This is a genomic window from Microbacterium sp. TW_SC_2, assembly GCF_055361165.1.
The window spans coordinates 777,097-796,603 of sequence record NZ_CM143952.1 but is presented as its reverse complement, the minus strand read 5'-3'; the positions used below and the strand labels follow the sequence as shown (position 1 = coordinate 796,603).

The window sequence follows — 19,507 nt, the reverse complement described above, 5'->3', positions numbered from 1 at the left end:
GGTGTCACCCGAGCCCCTCGAACTGCAGCCCGGCCCAGACCAGCCACACCGCGCTGTACAGCGTCGCGCAGAGCCCGAGCACGAGCGCCCAACGGGCGATCGACCGGCTCTCGACCGGGCGACGCAGCGAGATGATGGCGGCGATCACCGCGACGATCGCGAGCGGGATGCCCCAGCCGACGAAGAACGACGCGCCCAGTGCCACGATCGCGGCAAGCAGCGCCCAGGGGGCCAGCCGCGTGTCGTCGACGGTCGACACGGCGGCGGTGGGCGCCCACTCCGCCTCTCCTGCCGCATCGAGATCGGGACCCGTGGCGCGCACCGGCTCGACGGCGACCGGTCCGGTCGGCAGTGTCGTGTAGCCGTCGCGGCGAGCCCCGGGCAGGCGTGCCGCTCCCGCGGGCCGTTCGACCTCCCCGCTGGGCTGCTCGATACGCGTGGGCGTGGCGGCGGCATCCGGGGCCAGCGGCGCCGCCGCGTCGCCGCCCGGCCTTCCCGAGCGCGGGTCGTGCGGTGCGTCGGTCACGAGACCACCGCCTCCGCGATCTGGATCTCGGTCACGGGCAGCGTGGAGTCGGCGCCGAACGCGAGCGTCGACGGGCGCCGTCCTGAGGCGATCAGCTCCGCGGCGAGCGCCGCGATCATGGCCCCGTTGTCGGTGCAGAGCGACAGCGGGGGGATGCGTACGGTCACGCCCGCGGCGTCGGCCCTGGCCAGCGCCACCTCGCGCAGGCGGCGGTTCGCGATCACTCCGCCCCCGAGCAGCAGCCGGGGCACGCCCAGGTCAGCACAGGCGGCGAGCGCCTTGGTCACGAGCACGTCGACGACGGCCTCCCGGAAGCTCGCGGCGACGTCCGCGACCGGCACGTCGACGCCCTCGGCCTCGCAGCGCTCCACCCAGCGGGCGACCGCGGTCTTGAGGCCCGAGAAGGAGAAGTCGTAGCGGTGCTTCGCGAGATCGGACGCGCGCGAGAGACCGCGGGGGAACCGGATGGCGTCGGGGTCGCCGTCGAGCGCGGCACGGTCGATCTCGGGCCCTCCCGGATACGGGAGGGACAGCAGACGGGCGACCTTGTCGAAGGCTTCTCCTGCGGCGTCGTCCATCGTCTCGCCGAGCAGCTCGACGTCGGTCGTGAGGTCGCGCACGTGCAGCAGCGACGTGTGCCCACCCGAGACCAGCAACGCGATCGTGGGGTACTCCAGCGGCGCCGAGTCGGCCGTCAGGATGTCGGCTGCGATGTGGCCGACGAGGTGGTTCACGGCGTAGAGCGGCTTGTCGAGCGAGACCGCCAACCCCTTGGCCGCGCCCACTCCGACCATGAGTGCTCCCGCGAGCCCGGGACCGCTCGTGACCGCCACGGCATCCAGCTCGTCGAGCCGCACCCCCGCTTCCGCGAGTGCCGCGTCGATCGAGGGTTGCAGGGCTTCCAGGTGCGCGCGTGCCGCGACCTCGGGCACGACCCCGCCGTAGCGCGCGTGCTCGTCCATGCTGGAGGCGATCGTGTTCGACAGCAGCGTGCGGCCGCGGACGATCCCGATCCCGGTCTCGTCGCAACTCGTCTCGATGCCGAGCACCAGCGGCTCGCTCATGCGCTCGCCTCCTTCTCCGGTTCGGCCGGCGTCTTCTGCGGACGTGCCGCGGCGCGGTCGCGCAGATCGACGCGCATCACGATCGCATCCACGTCATCCGGCTGATAGTAGTGCGGACGGCGTCCGATCTCCTCGAAGCCCTCCGAGAGGTACAGGCCTTCCGCTGCGGGGTTGTCGGCCCGCACCTCCAGGAACACCTCCCGGGCCCCTCGATCGCGCGCGATGTCGAGCAGGGCGCGCAGCAGGGCCCGCCCGCGTCCCGCCCCCCGGTGCTCGGCGAGGAACGCGATGGTCTGGATGTCGGCGTCCGCGCCGCCCTGCAGGGCACGCACACCGCCGTATCCCACGATCGCTCCGTCCTGCTCGTCGACGAGGTAGCGGCCGTGCGGGCTCACGATCTCCGCCGCCATCCCCTCCGGGCTCCAGGCGTCGGTCGGGAAGGAGCGGTTCTCGATCAGCATGATGGCGTCGAGGTCGGCCGGCGCCGCCGGGCGCAGCGTCATCGCCCGACCTTCTTCGGAGCGCCGGGCAGCGTCACGTCGGGGTGCCGCAGATACAGCGGCTCCTCCCCCGTGAGCGTGCGACCGGCCGCGATCGCCCGGGCGCCGACTCGGGCGAGGTCCCGTGCCGACAGCGACACGACGTCGATGCGAGGCAGCCCGCCCAGGTGCGTCTCGGCGTCGGCGTGCCGGACCAGCACGGTGTCGGCGACGATGCGCGGAATGCCGTCGGCATCCGTCCCCTCGAACACGGTGACCGCCACCTCGCGCCGTCGGGCATCCGTCACGATCGCGAAGGACCCGGTGAGACCGTCCGTCTCGATCGCCGAGAGAGCCGCCGCGAGGTGGCTGGGGACGGGCACGACCGGGATGCCGCGGCCGAGAGCGAAGGCGCGGGCGGCGGCGATCCCGATCCGCAGTCCCGTGAACGGCCCGGGACCCATGCCCGCCACGACGTGCGTGATCTCCGCGCGAGCGCCTTCGCCCGGCCCGGACTCGGAGACCACCTGAGCGAGCAGATCGCCGATGACCTCGGCATGCCCCAGGGGGTTCGCGGTGCCGGCGTCGGCCCGCGGCGCTCCGTCCGCGTCGATGACGGCGACGGCTGTTCCGAGAGAGGTGTCGACAGCGAGGATCACTCTCCCAGGGTAGTCGTGCGCGGCCCCGTCAGCCCGGCGATCCGCTCTCGACGCGGGCGATCGTGACGATGCGCGGGGCGTCCGCGTCGAGCTCCGACGGATCGATCTCTTCGCCGTCGTTGCCGACCGGGCGCTCGAGCTCGATGTCCCACCAGACGTCGGCGAGGTCCTCCGCCATCCCTCGCCCCCACTCCACCACGACCACCGAACGGCCGAGGTCGAGATCGAGATCGTCCAGCTCGGCCGCAGAGCCCAGCCGATACGCGTCGACGTGCACGAGCGGGGCGCGGCCCACGAGCGAGGGATGCGTGCGGGCGATCACGAACGTGGGGCTCTGCACCGGTCCGCGCACCCCCAGCCCCTCGGCGAGTCCGCGGGTGAACGTGGTCTTCCCCGCCCCGAGCGGTCCGGTGAGCACGATGAGATCACCCGCCTCCAACTGCTCCCCGATGCGGGCGCCGAGCTGTTCCATCGCCTCCGAGGTCGCGATCTCGGAGCGGCCGAGGAACACCGGGTCGATGCTCATGCGGACCGCCGCGGCACGCGCGCGCCGATGCGCGTGACGATGTCGTAGTTGATGGTGCCCGCGGCATCCGCCCAGTCCGACGCGGACGGCAGCCCGAGGGTCGGATCGCCGAACAGCACGACCTCGTCGCCGATCGACACCGGGGTGTCGCCCACGTCGACCACGAACTGGTCCATCGCGATCCGTCCGACATTGGTGAATCGACGACCGCCGATGGAGACCGGCAGACGACCGGAGGCGTGCCGGGGCACGCCGTCGGCGTAGCCGAGCGGCACGAGCACGAGCGTGGTGTCGCGGTCGGTGCGGTGGTCGTAGCCGTACGAGACCCCGGTGCCCGCCGGCACCCGACGGACCGCGGCGATCGCGCCGCGCAGGGTCATCGCCGGGCGCAGGCCCAACTCCGCCGAGGTGCGGTCGTCGAAGGGTGAGAGTCCGTAGATGCCGACGCCGACGCGGACGGCGTCGAGGCGCATCTCCGGGTGATCGATCGCGGCGGCGGTGGCGGCGATGTGGCGGATCTCGGGTCGGACGCCGAGGGAGGCCGCGGCGGCGACGCCCTCGGCGAACTTCGCCGAGGCGGCGCGGTCGTCGTCGAGCGAGGTGTTGGAGAGATGGCTGAACAATCCGACGACGCGCAGACGTCCGATACGCTCCAGCCGTGCGGCTTCGGCGAGCACGCGGCCCCAGTCCGCCGGGGCGATTCCGTTGCGCGAGAGGCCGGTCTCGAGCTTGAGGTGCACACCCACCGGACGGTCGACCGAGGCGACGGCGGAGGCGGCCTCCAGCTGATCGAACGACGAGATGCCGAGCTCGATGTTCTCGGCGGCGGCCTGCTCGAACCGCTCTCCGGGCGCGTGCAGCCAGGCGAGGATCGGGGCGTGCACTCCCTGTCGGCGCAGCGCGAGCGCTTCGCCGATCTCGGCGACACCGAGACGCGTGGCGCCGCCTGCGAGCGCAGCGACGGCGGCGGTCGCGGCGCCGTGCCCGTAGCCGTCGGCCTTCACCACGGCGATGACGTCGACACCCGTCAGACGCCGGAAGTGACGCACGTTGTCGGCGACGGCATCCATGTCGATCGTGGCTTCGCGGAACGGGATCGTCACAGCGGTGCTCCTTCGGCGACGACGAACGCGGTGGCGAGCCCCGCATCGTGGGACAGCGTGAGGTGCAGGGCGAGGATCCCGCGCTCCTCCACCACGGCAGCGGTCGAGCCCGAGAGCACGAAGTGCGGGCGGCCGGACGGTTCGGAGGCGATCTCGATCTCGTTCCAGTGCACACCGTCCGATCCGCCCAAGGCCTTGATCAGGGCCTCCTTGGCGGCGTAGCGGGCAGCGAGCGACGACAGGCGCAGCGTGCGCTCGGCCGGAGCGAACAGCCGCTCGCGCAGGCGCGGGGTGCGCTCGAGGGTCCGCTCGAATCGCGGGATGTCCACGAGGTCGATGCCGGTCCCGATGATCACCGCTCAAGCCTACTCGCGCTGCCTCCCCCGCCCTCCCTCGCCGAGCGGCCCCTCTTTGGTCGACCGGCCCCCTTGTGTGCGTTCACAAAGGGGTGGGTCGCGCAGAAAGGGGCCGGTCGGCGAGAAGAGAGAAGAGACGAGGGAAGGGGCTTACTCGACGGTGACGGACTTCGCGAGGTTGCGCGGCTGGTCGACGTCGAGTCCCTTGGCCGTCGCGAGCGCCATCGCGAAGATCTGCAGCGGCACGACCGCGAGGAGCGGCTCGAACAGCGCCCCGGCCAGCGGGATGTGGATGACCTCGTCGGCGAACGGCAGCACCGCGGCGTCACCCTCTTCGGCGATGACGATCACCCGAGCGCCGCGGGCGCGGATCTCCTGGATGTTCGAGACCACCTTCGAGTGCACGAGCGCCGAGTGACGCGGCGAGGGCACCAGCACGAACACGGGCTGGCCGGGCTCGATGAGCGCGATGGGACCGTGCTTGAGCTCGCCGGCGGCGAAGCCCTCGGCATGGATGTAGGAGATCTCCTTGAGCTTGAGCGCACCCTCGAGGGCGATCGGGAAGCCCACGTGGCGGCCGAGGAAGAGCACCGATCGGGTGTCCGCCATCCACCCGGCGAGCTGGGTGACGTGCTCCTGCTCGCTCTCGAGCACCTTCGCGATCTTCTCGGGGAGTCCGAGGAGCTCCTCGACGTCGCTCGAGGCGTCGGCGAGGGCTCCGCGCACGCGACCCATGTGCAGGCCGAGCAGCAGCAGCGCGGTGATCTGCGCCGAGAACGCCTTGGTCGACGCGACGGCGACCTCGGGTCCGGCGTGCGTGTAGACGACCGCGTCGGACTCGCGCGGGATCGTCGCACCCTGCGTGTTGCAGATGGAGAGCGTGCGGGCTCCCCGCTCGCGGGCGTACTTGACGGCCATGAGGGTGTCCATGGTCTCACCGGACTGGCTGATCGAGACCACGAGCGTGTCCTCGCCGATCACCGGGTCGCGGTAACGGAATTCGTGCGCGAGCTCGACGTCGACCGCGACGCGCGCCCACTGCTCGATCGCGTACTTGCCGACGAGCGCCGCGTAGGATGCCGTGCCGCATGCCGTGATGATGACGCGGGTGATCCCGGTGAAGAGCTCGTCGAGGCCGTCGAGCTCGGGGATGACGACCTGGCCGTCCCGCACGCGGCCGCGGATCGTGTTCGCGACCGCCTCGGGCTGCTCGGAGACCTCCTTGGCCATGAAGCTCGACCATCCGCCCTTCTCGGCGGCGGCGGAATCCCACGACACCTCGAAGGCCTCCGCTTCGACGGGGTTCCCGTCGAAGTCGGTCACCGACACGTTCGAGGGGGTGATCGAGACGATCTGGTCCTGCCCGATCGCGAGGGCCTTGCGGGCGTGCTCCACGAAGGCCGCGACATCGGACCCGAGGAAGTTCTCGCCCTCGCCCAGTCCGATCACGAGCGGGGAGTTGCGACGGGCGCCGACGACGAGGCCCGGGTGGTCCTGGTGCATCGCGAGGAGGGTGAACGCGCCCTCGAGTCGGTTCACGATGCTGCGGAAGGCGAGCTGCAGGTCGCCGCCGTTGCCGGCGTACTCCCGACCGAGGAGCGCGGCGGCGACCTCGGTGTCGGTCTCGCTGCGGAACTCGACGCCCTCGGCGAGGAGCTCGGTACGCAGCGCGGAGAAGTTCTCGATGATCCCGTTGTGGATCACCGCGAGCTTGTCGTCATCCGCGAGATGCGGGTGCGCGTTGACGTCGGTCGGACCGCCGTGCGTCGCCCAGCGGGTGTGTCCGATGCCGGTCGCGCCGTCGGGCAGCGGGGCATCCGCGAGGGAATCGCGCAGCATGGCGAGCTTGCCCGCCTTCTTGCGCATCCCGAGGGTGCCGTCTCCGTCGATGACGGCGACGCCTGCGGAGTCATATCCGCGATACTCCAACCGGGCCAGGCCGGCGAGAAGGACTTCCTGGCTGGGGCGCGGGCCCACGTATCCGACGATTCCACACATGGGATCAAAGATAAGCCGCTTTTTTTGAGAGTCGTCCGAACAATATGCCGGATGGCACCGCTGCCCGTCGGACGCCGCGAGCTAGAGCTTGCGCAGCAGCACGGTCTCGACGTTGTGGTCGGCGCCCTTGCGCAGCACCAGCCGCGCACGATGCTTCGTGGGCATCACGTTCTCGACGAGGTTCGGCATGTTGATCTCGTTCCAGTACCCGAGGGCTGTGGTGATCGCCTCGTCATCCGTCAGGTGCGCGAACACGTTGAAGTACGACGAAGGATTGCTGAACGCGCCCTGGCGCAGCGCGAGGAAGCGATCGACGTACCACTTCTCGATGTGGGCGGTGTCCGCGTCGACGAAGATCGTGAAATCGAACAGGTCGCTCACGGCCACGTCGTTCGGCGCGGCCGGCGGCTGCAGCACGTTCAGTCCCTCCACGATCACCACGTCGGGTCGGCGCACCACCACATGGGCGTCGGGCACGATGTCGTATCGCATGTGCGAGTAGAAGGGAGCCCGCACCTCGGGGGCGCCACTCTTGACCTCAGTGAGGAACTCGATGAGCGCGCGTCGGTCGTACGACTCCGGGAACCCCTTGCGATCCATCAGACCGCGGCGTTCGAGCTCGGCGTTCGAGTGCAGGAAGCCGTCGGTCGTGACCAGCTCCACACGCGGGGTGCCGGGCCACCGGCTCATCAGCTCGCGCAGGAGCCGCGCGATCGTCGACTTGCCCACGGCGACCGATCCGGCGACACCAACGACGAACGGCGTGGTGGTGTCGTCTTCCTGGAGGAACGAGCTCGTCGCGGCTCCCAGACGCTTCGTCGCGGTCGCGTACAGGCTCAGCAGACGGCTGAGCGGCAGATACACCTCGCGGACCTCGGTCAGGCTGAGGCGATCGCCGATGCCGCGCACTTCCACGACCTCCGTCTCGCTGAGCGGCTGGTCGAGGTCGGCGGCGAGCTTCGCCCATTCCGCGCGACCGATCTCACGATACGGAGACAGCGGCGGCGTGGGGTCGGCGGTGGTCACGCGTCCATCGTATCGGCGCACGTCCTCCGCGAGACGCGGAGCGGTAGTGTCATCCCGTGCGCCTGGGAGTCCTCGACATCGGATCGAACACCGTCCATATGCTCGCCGCCGACGTCCGCCCCGGCGGCCGGCCGCTGGCGACGACGAGCAACCGCACGGTGCTGCGCCTGATGCGGTATCTCACGCCCGACGGCGCGATCGCCGAGGAGGGGGTGCGTGCGCTCGAGGACGCCGTGACCCAGGCCCGGGGCGTGGCCGAGAACGAGAACGTCGACGCGCTGCTGGCGACGGCGACCAGCGCCGTGCGCGATGCGCGCAACGGCGCCGAGGTGATCGCCCGCATCGAGGCCGCGCTCGGGCAACCGCTGCAGGTGCTCGACGGCGAGACGGAGGCCGAGCTGACGTTCCTCGCGGTTCGTCGCTGGTTCGGCTGGTCGGCGGGACAGCTGCTGCTGCTCGACATCGGCGGCGGCTCGCTGGAGATCGCCGCGGGAGCCGAGGAGCTGCCGGATGCCGCGGCATCCGTCCCTCTCGGTGCCGGGCGCATGACGGTGCGGTTCCTGCCGAACGACCCGCCGGGAGAAGACGACGTCGAGCAGCTGCGGGTCCACGCGACCGAGACGCTCCGGGCCGTGCTCCCCCGATTCGCCGCGCTCCCCCGCCCCGACCACGTGGTGGGCTCGTCCAAAGCCATCCGCTCCCTCGCCCGGCTCGTCGGCTACCCGGCGCCGGGCTGGTCGGGAAGCGAACGGATGCTGCTTCCGCGGGAGTCGCTCGGGTCCTGGATCCCGCGGCTCGCCCGCCTGCCCGCCTCGGCGCGGCAGGAGCTGCCCGGCATCACGCCCGACCGCACCTTCCAGATCGTCGCGGCGGCGGTCGCGCTGCACACGGCGATGACGGTGCTGGAGGTCGAGGAGCTCGAGGTCTCCCCGTGGGCACTGCGCGAAGGCGTCCTGCTGCGGTACATCGAGCAGGTGAACGGGAGCGGCGAGCGCCCCTGAGCCGGCCTCGGCGGCCTCGCTGCACGGGGACCGAACACCCAGCCTCGCCCCGTAGGCTCGCCCCATGCCCGCGCCCCGCATCCCGACGCTCGCCGTCATCGCCCGCGTGCTGCTGGTCCCGTACGCGATCGGGTTGGCGCTCATCGTCTGGCTGCCGGCGTCCATCGCCGGGCGGGTGACAGGCATCGCCTTCCGAATCGCCCGATACGCGTCGGAGAACTTCGGCATCGCCCTGTCGACCAGCTACACCGTGTTCGAGTTCCTCGCGAACATCGCCCTCTTCGTTCCGTTCGGGCTGCTGCTCGCGGCCGCGTGGCCGCGCACGAGCCCGTGGATGGTGATCCTGATCGGGTACGCGGTCAGCGCGACGATCGAGCTGGTGCAGACGCTGCTGCCCAGCCGCTACCCGACGCTGTCCGACGTGATCGCGAACACCCTCGGAACGATCATCGGATGCGTTGCGGCGCGCCTGGCGCTGCGCCTGTCCCCGACTCATCGCCGGTTCCGAGCCTCTACGGTGGGAGCATGAGCTTCCCCTTCTCCGACGGACCTCCGCCCGGTGTCAGCCGCCGCGAGTGGCGCGAGCGGACGGAGACTGCCTCCGCACCGAGCGCCCCGGCGACGGATGCCGCAGCGCCCCTCGCCGGTCTCCTCGGCGACACCGCCCCGACGGCGAAGACCAACGCTCCGCCCACGATCCTCACGGTCTGTACGGGGAACATCTGCCGCTCTCCGCTCGCCGAGGTCCTGCTGCGGGCGCGGCTCGAACCGCTGGGCGTCCGCGTGCACAGCGCGGGAACGCATGCGCTGGTGGCCCACGGCATGACCGAGCAGGCGCAGGAGATCGCCGTGCGCTCGGGCGCCGATGCCGCAGCCGCCGCCGGCCACGCGGCGCGGTACCTCGTGGAACCGCTGCTGACGGAATCCGATCTGGTGCTCACCATGGCACGGGAGCATCGGTCGCACGTCGTGCAGATGATGCCGAGCCGCCTCCGTCAGACCTTCACCGCGCGTGAGTTCGCCCGGCTCGCGGCCACCGTCACCGATGACGATGTCCGCGCCGCCGCCGACGCCGCGGGCGACGACCCCCGCGCACGCCTCGCGGCCGCGCTGCGTCTCCTGGGTGATCAGCGCGGCCTCTCCCTCGCCGCCGCCGAGGACGACGATGTGATCGATCCGTACCGCCGTTCGCAGACGACGTACGAGACCTCGGCCGCTCAGCTGATCCCCGCGATCGACGAGGTCGAGCGGGTCGTCCGCGCCGCACTCGCCTGACCGCCAACCGGCATATCGCATACTCGCGCGGGCGCCGTGGCCCCGTATGCTCTTTCTCAATGCCTTCCCGTGTGTCGATTCTCGGGATATGTGAGGGGAATCACAGGTGGAACTGACCGACTACTTCCGTATTCTGCGCGCGCACTGGATCGTGATCCTCGTGGCGACCGTCCTCGGCGCCGGGGCCGCGTTCGGATGGAGCGCGATGCAGCCTCGGGTCTACGCGGCCGACACGACCGGGATCGTCACGGCGGTCGGCGGAGACGGCACCTCCGGGAGCGCGCTCGTCGGCAACCAGCTCGCCCAGAGCCGCGTGAAGTCCTACCTGAACCTCGGCTCCTGGCGCGCGGTCGCCGAGAACGCGATCGACGATCTCGGACTCGACGCGACGCCCGAGTCGCTCGTCTCACGCGTCACGGTGACGAACCCCACCGACACCACCGCGCTCAAGGTGACGGCGACCGGCACGACCCCGGAGACGGCACAGGCTCTGGCGGAAGCGTGGATGCGCGGCATGTCCGTCGAGATCGAGAAGCTCGAGGGCGGCACCGAGACGACTCCCGCTGCCGTGAGCCTGATCGTCGGAGACTCGGCCCGTCTTCCCACCTCCCCCTCCTCCCCCAACACGCGCCTGAACCTCATCATCGGCGCGCTGGCCGGCCTCGCCCTGGGGCTCGTCTACGCCGTCGTGCGTCACACGGTCGACCGCCGCATCCGGCACCCGCGTGACATCGAGCGCGAGACCGGGGTCTCCGTGATCGGCACGCTGCCCCTGGAGAAGGCGATGGAGGGCGAGCGCCAGATCATCGACTTCTCGCTCGACACGCAGCACGGGGTCTCGCATCACACGATCGAATCGATGCGCGAACTCCGCACCAACCTGCAGTTCATCGACGTCGACAATCCACCGCGGATCATCGTCGTGACGAGCTCGGTGCCCGGTGACGGCAAGTCGACCGTCGCCGTGAACCTCGCGTCGAGCCTCGCGGCTGCCGGGCAGTGGGCGATCCTGATCGACTGCGACCTGCGCCGCCCGGTCGTGGCCGACATCTTCGGCATGTCGCGTGACGTCGGACTGACCGACATCCTCGCCGGCCGTGCCGAGCTGCAGGACGTCGCGCACCGCCCGAACAAGGACGTCCCCCTCGCGGTGCTGGGTGCCGGCCGCATCCCGCCGAATCCGAGCGAGCTGCTCGGCTCGCATCGCATGCAGGACTTCCTGGCGGAGATCAGCAAGAGCGCGATCGTCGTGCTCGACTCCCCGCCCGTGCTTCCGGTGACGGATGCCGCCGTGCTCGCCGCGAACGCCGACGGCGTGCTGGTGGTGGTCTCTTCCGGCAAGACCACCTTCGACATGCTGCAGCGGGCGATCCACAGCATCCAGCGCACCAAGGGCCGCGTGCTCGGCGTCGTGCTCAACAAGGTGCCCCGCAAGGGCGCCGAGTCGGCGTACTACGGGCGCGAGTACTACGGCGCCTACGAGCGCTACGGTCGCGATGCCGAGGACGAGGCGACGAGCGCCCCGACGACCGAGGCCGATTCCGAGCCGGGTGTCCGCCGACGCGGCGCTCAGGTCTGAGCGGGAGCGCGCTCCAGCAGTCCCGCCGCGGACAGCTCCTGCACCGCGGCCTCGACGGTCCGCGTCGCGTCGATGCCTTCGGGCGTGCCGTGCTCGGCGACCACCGCCGCGACGATCCGTTCGAGCGTGACCCCCTGCGCGGCGGCCCAGACGGTCGGTCCGATGCCGTCGAGCACCCGCAGCGTCGTCCCGACGTCGGAGCGCTGCAGCACGGCGACACGTCCGTCGCCGAGGTCGAGTTCATCGACCACGGCAGCGCGACGATAGCCCGCCGGCTCCGTCGTGTCGACGACCGCGCGCGCGGGGGGTGCGCCCACCTGGACGGCGGCCGTCTCGGCGCGCAGCAACGCGGCGATCGTCGCATCGATCGTCGCGACCTCCCGGTAGCGCAGCCTGACCGCCCCACCGGTCGCGGACAGAATCGCGTGGATGAGATGCAGCGGTGCCTGCGCATCGCCGAGGTAGCTGGACTGCGGCGCCAACTCCTCGAGCGCCGTCACCACGTCGAGCTCCTCGAGCTCCGGCGCGTCCGGGCCGTCGGCGCTGCGCTGCAGGACCACGATCTTCGCCACGCGCAGCGTCGCGGGCACCGGGCGCGCGCCGTCGATGCCGGACAGGGCGATCTGCACCTTGTGCTCCGCGTCGTCCTGGATGACCGACAGCGGCTTGCGGTAGGCGATGACACCGCCGTGGGCATCGATGCCGACCGTCTCATCACTGATGTAGGCGTAGCGCTGCGCGAGATGACGGGCCGCCGTCGTCTTCCCGGTTCCCGACGGGGCGCTCAGCACCACCACGTTGCCGTGCTCGTCGGCGAGTCCGGCCGCGTGCACCATCCACAGCGCCTCGCCCTTGCGGTGCGCCAGGGCCTGCAGCGTCACGTCGGTGGACAGCATGGCGAGCGCCGCATCGTCGGACAGGTCCGCACGATCCGAGGCCACGGCGTCGGCTGATCGCGCGCCCTCATACAGGGCGTCGGCCCACGCGGCGTGCGCCCGATCCTGGAACGACGCGTCGCGGCGGGAGACATCGACTTCGATCACGGCGCCGACCGCGCTCACGAGAAAACGCTCAGGCATGTACGTAGCCTAGCCAGCATCCGCACAGCCTCCGGCGCGCTTTCGGCCCCTGCGCACAATCCGCGCAACAGCGCACAATGCGCGCAGAGTTAACGCGCATTGCGCGCTCTTCATGCATTCGATGCAGAAGTGCGTTCCGCCGCCATAGCGTGTGTGCCACGGAGAAGCTCCTGGGGGATGCCGAAGACGTTCGCGTCGTTTCACCGTGTACGTGAACCATGCCTGCCCCGAACAGGAGAACCCCGACATGAGCAAGAAAGCCCAGGCCAGTGGGCCGATCTGACCGCGCCTCGACGGGACGCAGGCGCCTCTCGGGACTCTCGGACCACCCGGACGCCGTGCGCCGCGGGGACACCGTCGTGGTCGGATATATAGCCCGCGACATAGGCCTCGGACGATATCGACCGATATACACACGGCGAGCAACACAACGCGCAGCGGCGGGACTGTAGCCTTGCGATCAACGGCATTCGCGCTGCGAGTCGAGGGGGCCTCGGTACCAGTCGGTTGTCTCGTCACGCACTGGAACCGGGTAGGAGGAACTCGTGAACCATGCAAAAGCCCGGTTGATCGACGACTGTGATCTCTCACAGCACGGGATCAGCCGGACCGGCGATCGCGCCATGATCCAGTCGCGCGAGCGGGCATCCGGCGCCGTCCTGATGCTCACTCTCAGCGGCTCGTCGACGGAGCTCCTGATCGACACGGCGACCGCCTACCCCGACCACTCCGTCTTCGCGTTCGTGGAAGCGGAGGCCATGTGGGCGAGGGCCGACGGAGAGCCCTGGGTCGAGACCGGAAGCGGCCTGGTGATCGCGCCCAACGGGATCGCCAGACGCTTGCGCTGGTCGGGCGCGTGGCGCTTCGTCTCCGCGATCGTGCCACGTGCGGCCATCGCGTCGTTCGTGCCCGCGTTGCCGCCCGGAGCGACCGTGTACCCCGATCGCCGTCTGCTGGACACCTCGATGCAGCTCTTCGTGAGCAACCTGCTCGAGGCCGAGGGCCGCGCGTCGGCCATCGAGCAGTACGCCATCGAGCAGCTCGTGATGGAGATGAGCGGCGCTCTCCTGCTCGATCGCATGGGCGCGGTCACGGGTCAGGGCTCGCCGCACGAGGTGCTGCGCGATCGGGCCATCGCGGTGATCGCTCAGCAGTGCGGCGACCCGTCGCTGAACCCCGTGCGGGTCGCGCGGGAAGTGCAGTCGTCGTTGCGACAGCTGCAGCTGGTGTTCTCGGAGGCCGGTTGCACGGTCGCCGGCGAGATCCGCCGGCATCGGGCGCGTCTCGCGCACTCTCTGCTCGTCGACAGCCGGTACGACGTGCTGAGCATCGAGCAGATCTCACAGCGCGCTGGATTCCACTCTCCGATGAGCCTGCGTCGGGCTCTCGACGAGGCTTTCCAGACGACGCCCCGCGCGCTCCGCGCCGGCCGTCAGAGCTGACCCCGAACCTCTCTCAACGCACGCTGCGCGCAGGATCAGCGCACAGTGCGCGGACTTCGCCGCAACCCCTCAGATGGCCCTCTTCTGCGCCATAGCTTGACTCTCGAACGAGGCTCCTGGGGGATGCAGACGAACGTGTCGCCTCTTCATGACACGCGGGAAACCGCACATGCATCTAGAGGGAGACACTCGAATGACCGAAGAAGTCCAGAAGAACAAGGGCCTGTCCCGCCGCGCCGTCGTGAAGGGTGCCGCCTGGTCGGTCCCCGTCATCGCGGCCGCCGTCGCGACGCCGTTCGCCGCCGCCTCCGTCGCGGGTGCCGACCTGGTGCCATCGCTGGCCGGTCCGCTCACGCTCAGCCTCACGGCGCTGGGGCTGCCGGTCGCCACGATCAACACCCCGAACACGCTCACGATCACCAACCTCACCGCGACGCCGTCGACCGCCGGCAACACGGTCAACCTCGTGTTCCCGTCATCGCTCCTGACGCTGAACATCACGGGCACGGGCATCTCGCTGCTCGGCAGCGACGGCAACTACACGATCACGCTGCCGTCAATCCCGGCGAACGGCTCCCTGACCATCGGCCTCGGGACCGTGCTGGACTCCCTGCTGAACCTCAGCGTCCTCACGGGTCTGCTCGGCGGAGGCACCCCGCAGATGGTCGCGACCGTTGCCGGCGACGCCGTCACGAGCAACAACACCGCGGCGTCCAACCTCGGCGTCACCGTGCTCTGACGATCGGGCAGCGAGAAGGGGAGCGCATCACGGCGCGCTCCCCTTCTCCGCTTCCACCCGGCGCCCTCATCCGCTCTCACCCGGAGTGTTGACGACATGACCGCGTTCTCCGTGCCGCTGGCACTGTTCCTCGCCGCGGTCTTCGCAGTGAGCGCTGTGGGCAAACTCCTCTCGTCCGATCGTGGCCGCGCGGGATTCGACGCCCTCCGCATCCGGGTCGCGAGTCCGAACATCGCCGCCACCTCTCTCATCGTCGTCGAGGCGATCGTCGCGATCTCACTCGTCGCGACCGCAGGCTGGGTCTTCGTGGCGGCATCTGCGGCGTCCGTCGCCTTGACCGCCGCTCTCCTGTTCGTGGTGCTGCGCGCACACCGACTCGGCTCCTCAGATCAGTGCGGATGCTTCGGCGACTGGCTCCCCACGACGATCGGTCCTCGACTGATCGCTCGCGACGCCGTGCTCCTGGTGATCGCGGTCGCCGTCTTCGCCACGGCGTTCCTCGCCCACGCCCTGTTCGGGGTGCCGGTCGGGGTACCGCATGCCCTGATCGCCGGGCCCGGTTCGGTCACCGCCTTCGGGGCCCTGCTCGCTCTCGTCCTGACCGCCTTGGCCACCTGGTCGATCGCCCGCGCCTCGGTCGGGGCGTCCGGCAGCGCACCGATCGCGTATGGTGGCGGTGCTGTCGTGGTGCCCGGCTCCGGCCAGGTCGTCGACGTGCTGGCACCGGGTATGCGCGCACGCCTGATCCTGTTCGTCTCCCCCGGATGCCACGCGTGCGCGACGGTTCTCGCACGCCTGAACGAGGTGCAGGCGGAGGTCGACGCCCTGACCGACGTCTACGTCGTCCAGCGGGTGGTGCACGGACCGATCCTGGCGAGCGTCGATCACGGGGTACCCGAGACCGCGCATCTCGCACTCGACGTGGGCGGCTCCCTCGGTGCCACCCTGGCGCTCGGCGCCGGACGGCCGGTGGCGGCCCTGATCGGCGCCGACGGCACTCAGGCCGGGCCGCTCGCGCTCGGAGGCGCCGAGGCCACGGCGCTCATCGACAGCATCGTCTCGCTCGTCGAGACGCCGACCTCGTGAGCGCGCACAGGGCGGTCGTCAGCGTCGGACGCCGCGCCAGGTCTTGCGCCGACCGGTCACCAGGCCCAGGAGCCATTCGACGGGGCCCGTGCCGATGAATCGCCACCAGAGCCAGCCGATCAGGATCATCCCCGGCACGACGATCACCCACCCCGAATACACGTTCACGCTCGGTCGGCCGCTGTCGACGTTCCACCACGCGATCACGGCGACATGCAGGAGATAGAGGCTGAGCGCCAGTTGGCCGCAGGCGCGGACGGGCACGAACACGGCATCCCAGAATCGGCGGAGGCCGTCGCGCCGCGCCGTCGCGGCGAGGACCACCAGGACGTAGACCCCGAAGACCAGTCCGATGTCGTGCAGCGTGTCGAGGTAGTCGCCCGACCGCACGTCGAACGTCACCAGACGGAGCGCAGCGAGCCACACGCCGTAGGCGACCACGGCCGTGACCCCGAGGCCGAGCAGGACCCGGTCCCTCCGAAAGCCGTGTCGAAGCAGCAGCGCGCCCAGCAGGAAGAAGGGCAGCAGGTTCACGATCCGGTAGGAGTTCCCGAGGAAGAGGATCTCGGCCAGGTCGCGCACCGGGGACGGCTGCGCGGAGGCCATGGCCAGCGCGCTCCTCGCCCACCGCAGCAGAGGGTCGCTGACCAGGAACAGCGCCACCGTGACCACGAGCAGCGCGCGGGTGCGCAGAAGCAGCAGAGGCACGCCGATCAGAAGCAGCACCCCGAGGTACGCCAGGATCACGGCCACCCAGGAACCCCAGGTCACCATCCAGAAGCCGAGAGCCACCAGGATGAGGGCGCGGATCCCCTGCTGCAGCAGCGTCGTTCCCACGCGTTCGGTGCGGTTCCACACGATCTGCGCCGAGATGCCCATCACCAGCGCGAAGAGCGGCGAGGCCAGGGAGTTCAACTGCGCGACGGGGAACTGCACCAGCAGGGGGACGTTCGGGAGGAACGGTGCCGCATGAGCGAAGAGCATGGCGATGATGGCGATGCCCCGCAGCACGTCGGGCACCGGCAGACGCTGCGGTGCGGATCGGCGAGTACGGGCCGCTGCGGTCGTCGTCACGTGCGATTCTCCTCCGTGGTCGCCCCAGCGCCTGAAGGTAGTCTGGCAGTTCACGAGGGATTCACACCGCATCTGGAGCCGAATCGATGAGCGAAGCAGCCGCCCGCCCGCGATGGCGCCGGGTCACCGGGAGCGTGTGGTTCCAGCTCGTGCTCGCGTTCGCGGTCGTCGGCCTGCTGCTGACCTTCGTCGCGAAGCCCTATGCGGTGCCCAGCGAGTCGATGCAGGGCACTCTGGAGCCGGGCGACCGCCTGCTCGTGAACCGGCTCGCCTACGTGGGCTCCGAACCCGCGACCGGCGACATCGTCGTGTTCGACGCGGATGAGACCTGGGGCGAACATGCCGCCGGCGACGGCAATGCGCTCAAGAGCGTCGCCCGGTGGCTCGGCGAGGTGACCGGCTTCGGCCCTTCCGGCCCGCACACGCTGGTGAAGCGGGTGATCGCCGGTCCGGGGCAGACCGTCGAATGCTGCAGCGACGAGGGCGCGCTCATGATCCACGGGCAGCCCCTCGACGAACCCTACGTCTTCAACGACCCCGCTTTCGTCCCCGGGGAGCTCGACTGCACGACCACGCCGATCTCCGACCGCTGCTTCGCCGCGGTGACCCTTCCCGAGGACTCCTACCTCGTGCTGGGCGACAACCGGGGCAACTCCGCTGATTCGGCGATCGGCTGCCGCCGGCTCGAGACCGGGGACGACGGATGCTGGCGCTGGATGAAGCGCGACGACGTCGTCGGCAAGGTCGGGGTCATCCTCTGGCCGGTGGGACGCTGGGCGATTCCGTAACGGTCAGCGGCTCGATGTGCCCGAATGCGCCGATGAGCCCAACCGATGCGAAGGTTTCAATCGTTGCTCGCCGGCTTCGATGCCGTGCTCGATGGGCATCTCCACGAGCGTGTGCGCGCCGGGAGCCGCGAGCTTCAGTGCTGCATCCTCGTGGAGGCTAGTTGCTGCGCGACGACTGCGCTGTCGATGCCCGCATTAATCAGCGACTCACTGTCAGGCAGAACATCCGGGCGTTCGGCGACACCATACGATTCCCTGCCGGGGTCTGCAGTGGCCACCAAGCGGCCCTTCCCTCCGAGCGAAGCGCGGCGACGCTGCACTCCAGGTCGTTGGCGCTGAGCGAGGGGTGCACTGGGAGAGACGACCTCGCGGCCTGAATCAGCAAACTGGGCAGCAACGAGAAGGGCCAATCTTGCCAAGGGCCACTACACCTGTACGCACGATTTCCTCCCTGTGGCAAATGTGCGCCGCCCAGAGTGACGATCTCACGATCACGCAACCGCATAGAAGCGACGACCTTCGATTCTTCTCGACCTGTCGGCGCCATCCGCAAACTCATCAGTCGCGCCGCAGGAAGGTCACACCGGCCCGGAGGAGTCGGTACAGACGCGCCACCGAGCGCCCGAACCAGGTGGTGCCAGGCATTTCACCCGCGGCCTTGAGCACTTCTGCACTCGGCCAAAGCAGCCGGCCGATAACGACGAGGCGCAAATGAAGAGGCACAGTGGCAAGAGCTCGCATGTGCCGGCGCGGGGCAGACGCAGTGAGCCGCCAGGTCCAGTCGGCCGGGGGCCGGGCATCCGGGTAGGATCGCGCAAGTTCGGGAAAGGCGAGCCTCAGCGACGGTTCGAGCGCGTAGACGGCGTTCAGACGCTCAGCCATGTCGATCGCGCCAGCACCGGCTTGACCAAGTGCGTGCGCCGCTTCGCGGTGATCTGAGTCGCGAGCAGGGGTCCCGATGAATGGGCGGACGCTGTGGAGCGCCGCGATGATGCCGTGGAGCTCGTGTCGAGGAGTTGCGCACACCGTGCTCGCGAAGACTCTCGGTTCCGTTTCGGCGAGTGCCAGCTCGAAGGCGTCAGTCATTGCCAGATCGATGCCGGGGTATCTGGTGTGCACATCGATCGAGCATCCCCATTCCCCCGCCTCCAGGGTCAGAGAGTGCGTGACTCCGGTGCCGGTGAACGGCGAGAAGAGCGGAGTCCATCCCCAGCTCCTCATTGCTTCAGCCAGCCGCACATCGTCGCCCGGCCTCACCCAGCAGTCGACATCACCCGAGTGCTCGCGCTCCCGCAGACCCTGAGCGTGCAGCGTCGGACCTTTGATGAAGAACACGTCGATCGCATGGGCCCGCGCGACCCGAGCAATGAGCGCGTAGACGAGCTCGTGCAGGGGAGACACGAGCCATGGAGCCGTCAACTGTGAGACTCGTGCTTCAGTGTCTTCGTCCCGCGAGGCGAGGCCCATCTGCTCAAGCGTCGCGAGCACCTCGAGCGTCTCGCTGTCCACTTCACGATCGTCGACGGGATCGTCGAGGAGGGAGAGCCACACCTCGGCTCCTTGGCCCATCAGGAACACTGGGACCCCCGGCTGCACGGGCACCACGACAATCTCGAAGCCCTGGTCCTCGAACGCACTCTCGCGGAGATCCAAAGCTCCGAACGCGACTGCTGTCCACATCGGCACCTCCCAATTGTGTCAGTTGAT

Annotated in this window: 20 protein-coding genes; 8 read left to right on the top strand and 12 right to left on the bottom strand. The window is 69.9% G+C overall.

The genetic code is table 11. The features are described from left to right. Nucleotides 1-4: 4 nt before the first annotated feature. The 9 genes from ACWA14_RS03800 to coaA all read right to left on the bottom strand — a co-directional run bounded on the left by ACWA14_RS03800 (nucleotide 5) and on the right by coaA (nucleotide 7,737). Complete coding sequence (locus tag ACWA14_RS03800) at nucleotides 5-526, bottom strand: hypothetical protein (protein WP_463796153.1); 522 nt, start codon at nucleotides 524-526, stop codon at nucleotides 5-7. Beyond that, entirely contained in the window at nucleotides 523-1,590 is a 1,068-nt protein-coding gene (gene tsaD / locus ACWA14_RS03795; RefSeq protein ID WP_463796152.1) for a tRNA (adenosine(37)-N6)-threonylcarbamoyltransferase complex transferase subunit TsaD, read from the bottom strand. Before tsaD ends, ACWA14_RS03800 begins: the two co-directional genes overlap by 4 nt. Continuing rightward, entirely contained in the window at nucleotides 1,587-2,093 is a 507-nt protein-coding gene (rimI, locus tag ACWA14_RS03790; RefSeq protein ID WP_463796151.1) for a ribosomal protein S18-alanine N-acetyltransferase, read from the bottom strand. Before rimI ends, tsaD begins: the two co-directional genes overlap by 4 nt. Next, nucleotides 2,090-2,728 carry a tRNA (adenosine(37)-N6)-threonylcarbamoyltransferase complex dimerization subunit type 1 TsaB gene (gene tsaB / locus ACWA14_RS03785; RefSeq protein WP_463796150.1) on the bottom strand — a complete coding sequence of 213 codons (639 nt, stop codon included), beginning with the start codon at nucleotides 2,726-2,728 and terminating at the stop codon, nucleotides 2,090-2,092. The genes rimI and tsaB overlap by 4 nt, the downstream gene beginning before the upstream one ends. A gap of 28 nt (nucleotides 2,729-2,756) precedes the next feature. Beyond that, nucleotides 2,757-3,254 carry a tRNA (adenosine(37)-N6)-threonylcarbamoyltransferase complex ATPase subunit type 1 TsaE gene (tsaE, locus tag ACWA14_RS03780; protein WP_463796148.1) on the bottom strand — a complete coding sequence of 166 codons (498 nt, stop codon included), beginning with the start codon at nucleotides 3,252-3,254 and terminating at the stop codon, nucleotides 2,757-2,759. After that, entirely contained in the window at nucleotides 3,251-4,357 is a 1,107-nt protein-coding gene (gene alr, locus ACWA14_RS03775; RefSeq protein WP_463796147.1) for an alanine racemase, read from the bottom strand. Before alr ends, tsaE begins: the two co-directional genes overlap by 4 nt. Continuing rightward, nucleotides 4,354-4,713 (bottom strand): holo-ACP synthase, encoded by a 360-nt coding sequence (locus ACWA14_RS03770; protein WP_463796145.1) that lies wholly within the window; start codon nucleotides 4,711-4,713, stop codon nucleotides 4,354-4,356. The genes alr and ACWA14_RS03770 overlap by 4 nt, the downstream gene beginning before the upstream one ends. 150 nt (nucleotides 4,714-4,863) lie before the next feature. Then, nucleotides 4,864-6,711 carry a glutamine--fructose-6-phosphate transaminase (isomerizing) gene (gene glmS / locus ACWA14_RS03765; protein WP_463796144.1) on the bottom strand — a complete coding sequence of 616 codons (1,848 nt, stop codon included), beginning with the start codon at nucleotides 6,709-6,711 and terminating at the stop codon, nucleotides 4,864-4,866. An 81-nt stretch (nucleotides 6,712-6,792) separates the two neighbouring features. Next, nucleotides 6,793-7,737, bottom strand: coding sequence for a type I pantothenate kinase (coaA, locus tag ACWA14_RS03760; RefSeq protein ID WP_463796143.1), 945 nt, complete (start codon nucleotides 7,735-7,737; stop codon nucleotides 6,793-6,795). 56 nt (nucleotides 7,738-7,793) lie between these two features. Between coaA and ACWA14_RS03755 the strand changes: the two genes are divergently transcribed. The 4 genes from ACWA14_RS03755 to ACWA14_RS03740 all read left to right on the top strand — a co-directional run bounded on the left by ACWA14_RS03755 (nucleotide 7,794) and on the right by ACWA14_RS03740 (nucleotide 11,592). Then, nucleotides 7,794-8,738: a Ppx/GppA phosphatase family protein gene (locus ACWA14_RS03755; protein WP_463796141.1), complete on the top strand. Its 945-nt coding sequence runs from the start codon at nucleotides 7,794-7,796 to the stop codon at nucleotides 8,736-8,738. 64 nt (nucleotides 8,739-8,802) lie between these two features. Beyond that, entirely contained in the window at nucleotides 8,803-9,267 is a 465-nt protein-coding gene (locus ACWA14_RS03750) for a VanZ family protein (protein WP_463796140.1), read from the top strand. Next, on the top strand, nucleotides 9,264-10,013 hold the full coding sequence (locus tag ACWA14_RS03745) for an arsenate reductase/protein-tyrosine-phosphatase family protein (protein ID WP_463796138.1): 750 nt from the start codon (nucleotides 9,264-9,266) through the stop codon (nucleotides 10,011-10,013). Before ACWA14_RS03750 ends, ACWA14_RS03745 begins: the two co-directional genes overlap by 4 nt. A gap of 106 nt (nucleotides 10,014-10,119) precedes the next feature. After that, the gene (locus tag ACWA14_RS03740) at nucleotides 10,120-11,592 is read left to right on the top strand and encodes a tyrosine-protein kinase domain-containing protein (RefSeq protein ID WP_463796137.1); all 1,473 of its coding nucleotides are present in this window, start codon (nucleotides 10,120-10,122) and stop codon (nucleotides 11,590-11,592) included. Here ACWA14_RS03740 and ACWA14_RS03735 read toward each other — a convergent pair. Further along, nucleotides 11,583-12,671 (bottom strand): ATP-binding protein, encoded by a 1,089-nt coding sequence (locus tag ACWA14_RS03735; protein WP_463796136.1) that lies wholly within the window; start codon nucleotides 12,669-12,671, stop codon nucleotides 11,583-11,585. The genes ACWA14_RS03740 and ACWA14_RS03735 overlap by 10 nt on opposite strands. Nucleotides 12,672-13,216: 545 nt before the next feature. On the opposite strand from ACWA14_RS03735, the gene ACWA14_RS03730 reads away from it, so the two are divergent. The 3 genes from ACWA14_RS03730 to ACWA14_RS03720 all read left to right on the top strand — a co-directional run bounded on the left by ACWA14_RS03730 (nucleotide 13,217) and on the right by ACWA14_RS03720 (nucleotide 15,938). Further along, entirely contained in the window at nucleotides 13,217-14,113 is an 897-nt protein-coding gene (locus ACWA14_RS03730; RefSeq protein WP_463796135.1) for a helix-turn-helix domain-containing protein, read from the top strand. A gap of 193 nt (nucleotides 14,114-14,306) precedes the next feature. Continuing rightward, nucleotides 14,307-14,852: a hypothetical protein gene (locus ACWA14_RS03725; RefSeq protein WP_463796134.1), complete on the top strand. Its 546-nt coding sequence runs from the start codon at nucleotides 14,307-14,309 to the stop codon at nucleotides 14,850-14,852. 96 nt (nucleotides 14,853-14,948) lie between these two features. Continuing rightward, on the top strand, nucleotides 14,949-15,938 hold the full coding sequence (locus ACWA14_RS03720) for a MauE/DoxX family redox-associated membrane protein (RefSeq protein ID WP_463796133.1): 990 nt from the start codon (nucleotides 14,949-14,951) through the stop codon (nucleotides 15,936-15,938). Between the two features lie 18 nt (nucleotides 15,939-15,956). Here ACWA14_RS03720 and ACWA14_RS03715 read toward each other — a convergent pair whose 3' ends face one another. Continuing rightward, nucleotides 15,957-17,012, bottom strand: a complete 1,056-nt coding sequence (locus ACWA14_RS03715) for an acyltransferase family protein (protein WP_463796132.1) — start codon at nucleotides 17,010-17,012, stop codon at nucleotides 15,957-15,959. Between the two features lie 86 nt (nucleotides 17,013-17,098). On the opposite strand from ACWA14_RS03715, the gene lepB reads away from it, so the two are divergent. Continuing rightward, entirely contained in the window at nucleotides 17,099-17,800 is a 702-nt protein-coding gene (gene lepB / locus ACWA14_RS03710) for a signal peptidase I (RefSeq protein ID WP_463796131.1), read from the top strand. A gap of 558 nt (nucleotides 17,801-18,358) precedes the next feature. On the opposite strand, the gene ACWA14_RS03705 is transcribed toward lepB, so the two are convergent. After that, nucleotides 18,359-19,480: a nucleotidyltransferase family protein gene (locus ACWA14_RS03705; RefSeq protein ID WP_463796129.1), complete on the bottom strand. Its 1,122-nt coding sequence runs from the start codon at nucleotides 19,478-19,480 to the stop codon at nucleotides 18,359-18,361. Between the last annotated feature and the right edge of the window lie 27 nt (nucleotides 19,481-19,507).

Bases quoted from the DNA above. Each gene is read 5' to 3' on its own strand.
- tsaD (WP_463796152.1), bottom strand. From the start codon at position 1,590: ATGAGCGAGCCGCTGGTGCTCGGCATCGAGACGAGTTGCGACGAGACC.
- ACWA14_RS03720 (WP_463796133.1), top strand. From the start codon at position 14,949: ATGACCGCGTTCTCCGTGCCGCTGGCACTGTTCCTCGCCGCGGTCTTC.
- glmS (WP_463796144.1), bottom strand. From the start codon at position 6,711: ATGTGTGGAATCGTCGGATACGTGGGCCCGCGCCCCAGCCAGGAAGTC.
- ACWA14_RS03735 (WP_463796136.1), bottom strand. From the start codon at position 12,671: ATGCCTGAGCGTTTTCTCGTGAGCGCGGTCGGCGCCGTGATCGAAGTC.
- lepB (WP_463796131.1), top strand. From the start codon at position 17,099: ATGAGCGAAGCAGCCGCCCGCCCGCGATGGCGCCGGGTCACCGGGAGC.
- ACWA14_RS03745 (WP_463796138.1), top strand. From the start codon at position 9,264: ATGAGCTTCCCCTTCTCCGACGGACCTCCGCCCGGTGTCAGCCGCCGC.
- ACWA14_RS03725 (WP_463796134.1), top strand. From the start codon at position 14,307: ATGACCGAAGAAGTCCAGAAGAACAAGGGCCTGTCCCGCCGCGCCGTC.
- tsaE (WP_463796148.1), bottom strand. From the start codon at position 3,254: ATGAGCATCGACCCGGTGTTCCTCGGCCGCTCCGAGATCGCGACCTCG.
- rimI (WP_463796151.1), bottom strand. From the start codon at position 2,093: ATGACGCTGCGCCCGGCGGCGCCGGCCGACCTCGACGCCATCATGCTG.
- ACWA14_RS03705 (WP_463796129.1), bottom strand. From the start codon at position 19,480: ATGTGGACAGCAGTCGCGTTCGGAGCTTTGGATCTCCGCGAGAGTGCG.
- ACWA14_RS03750 (WP_463796140.1), top strand. From the start codon at position 8,803: ATGCCCGCGCCCCGCATCCCGACGCTCGCCGTCATCGCCCGCGTGCTG.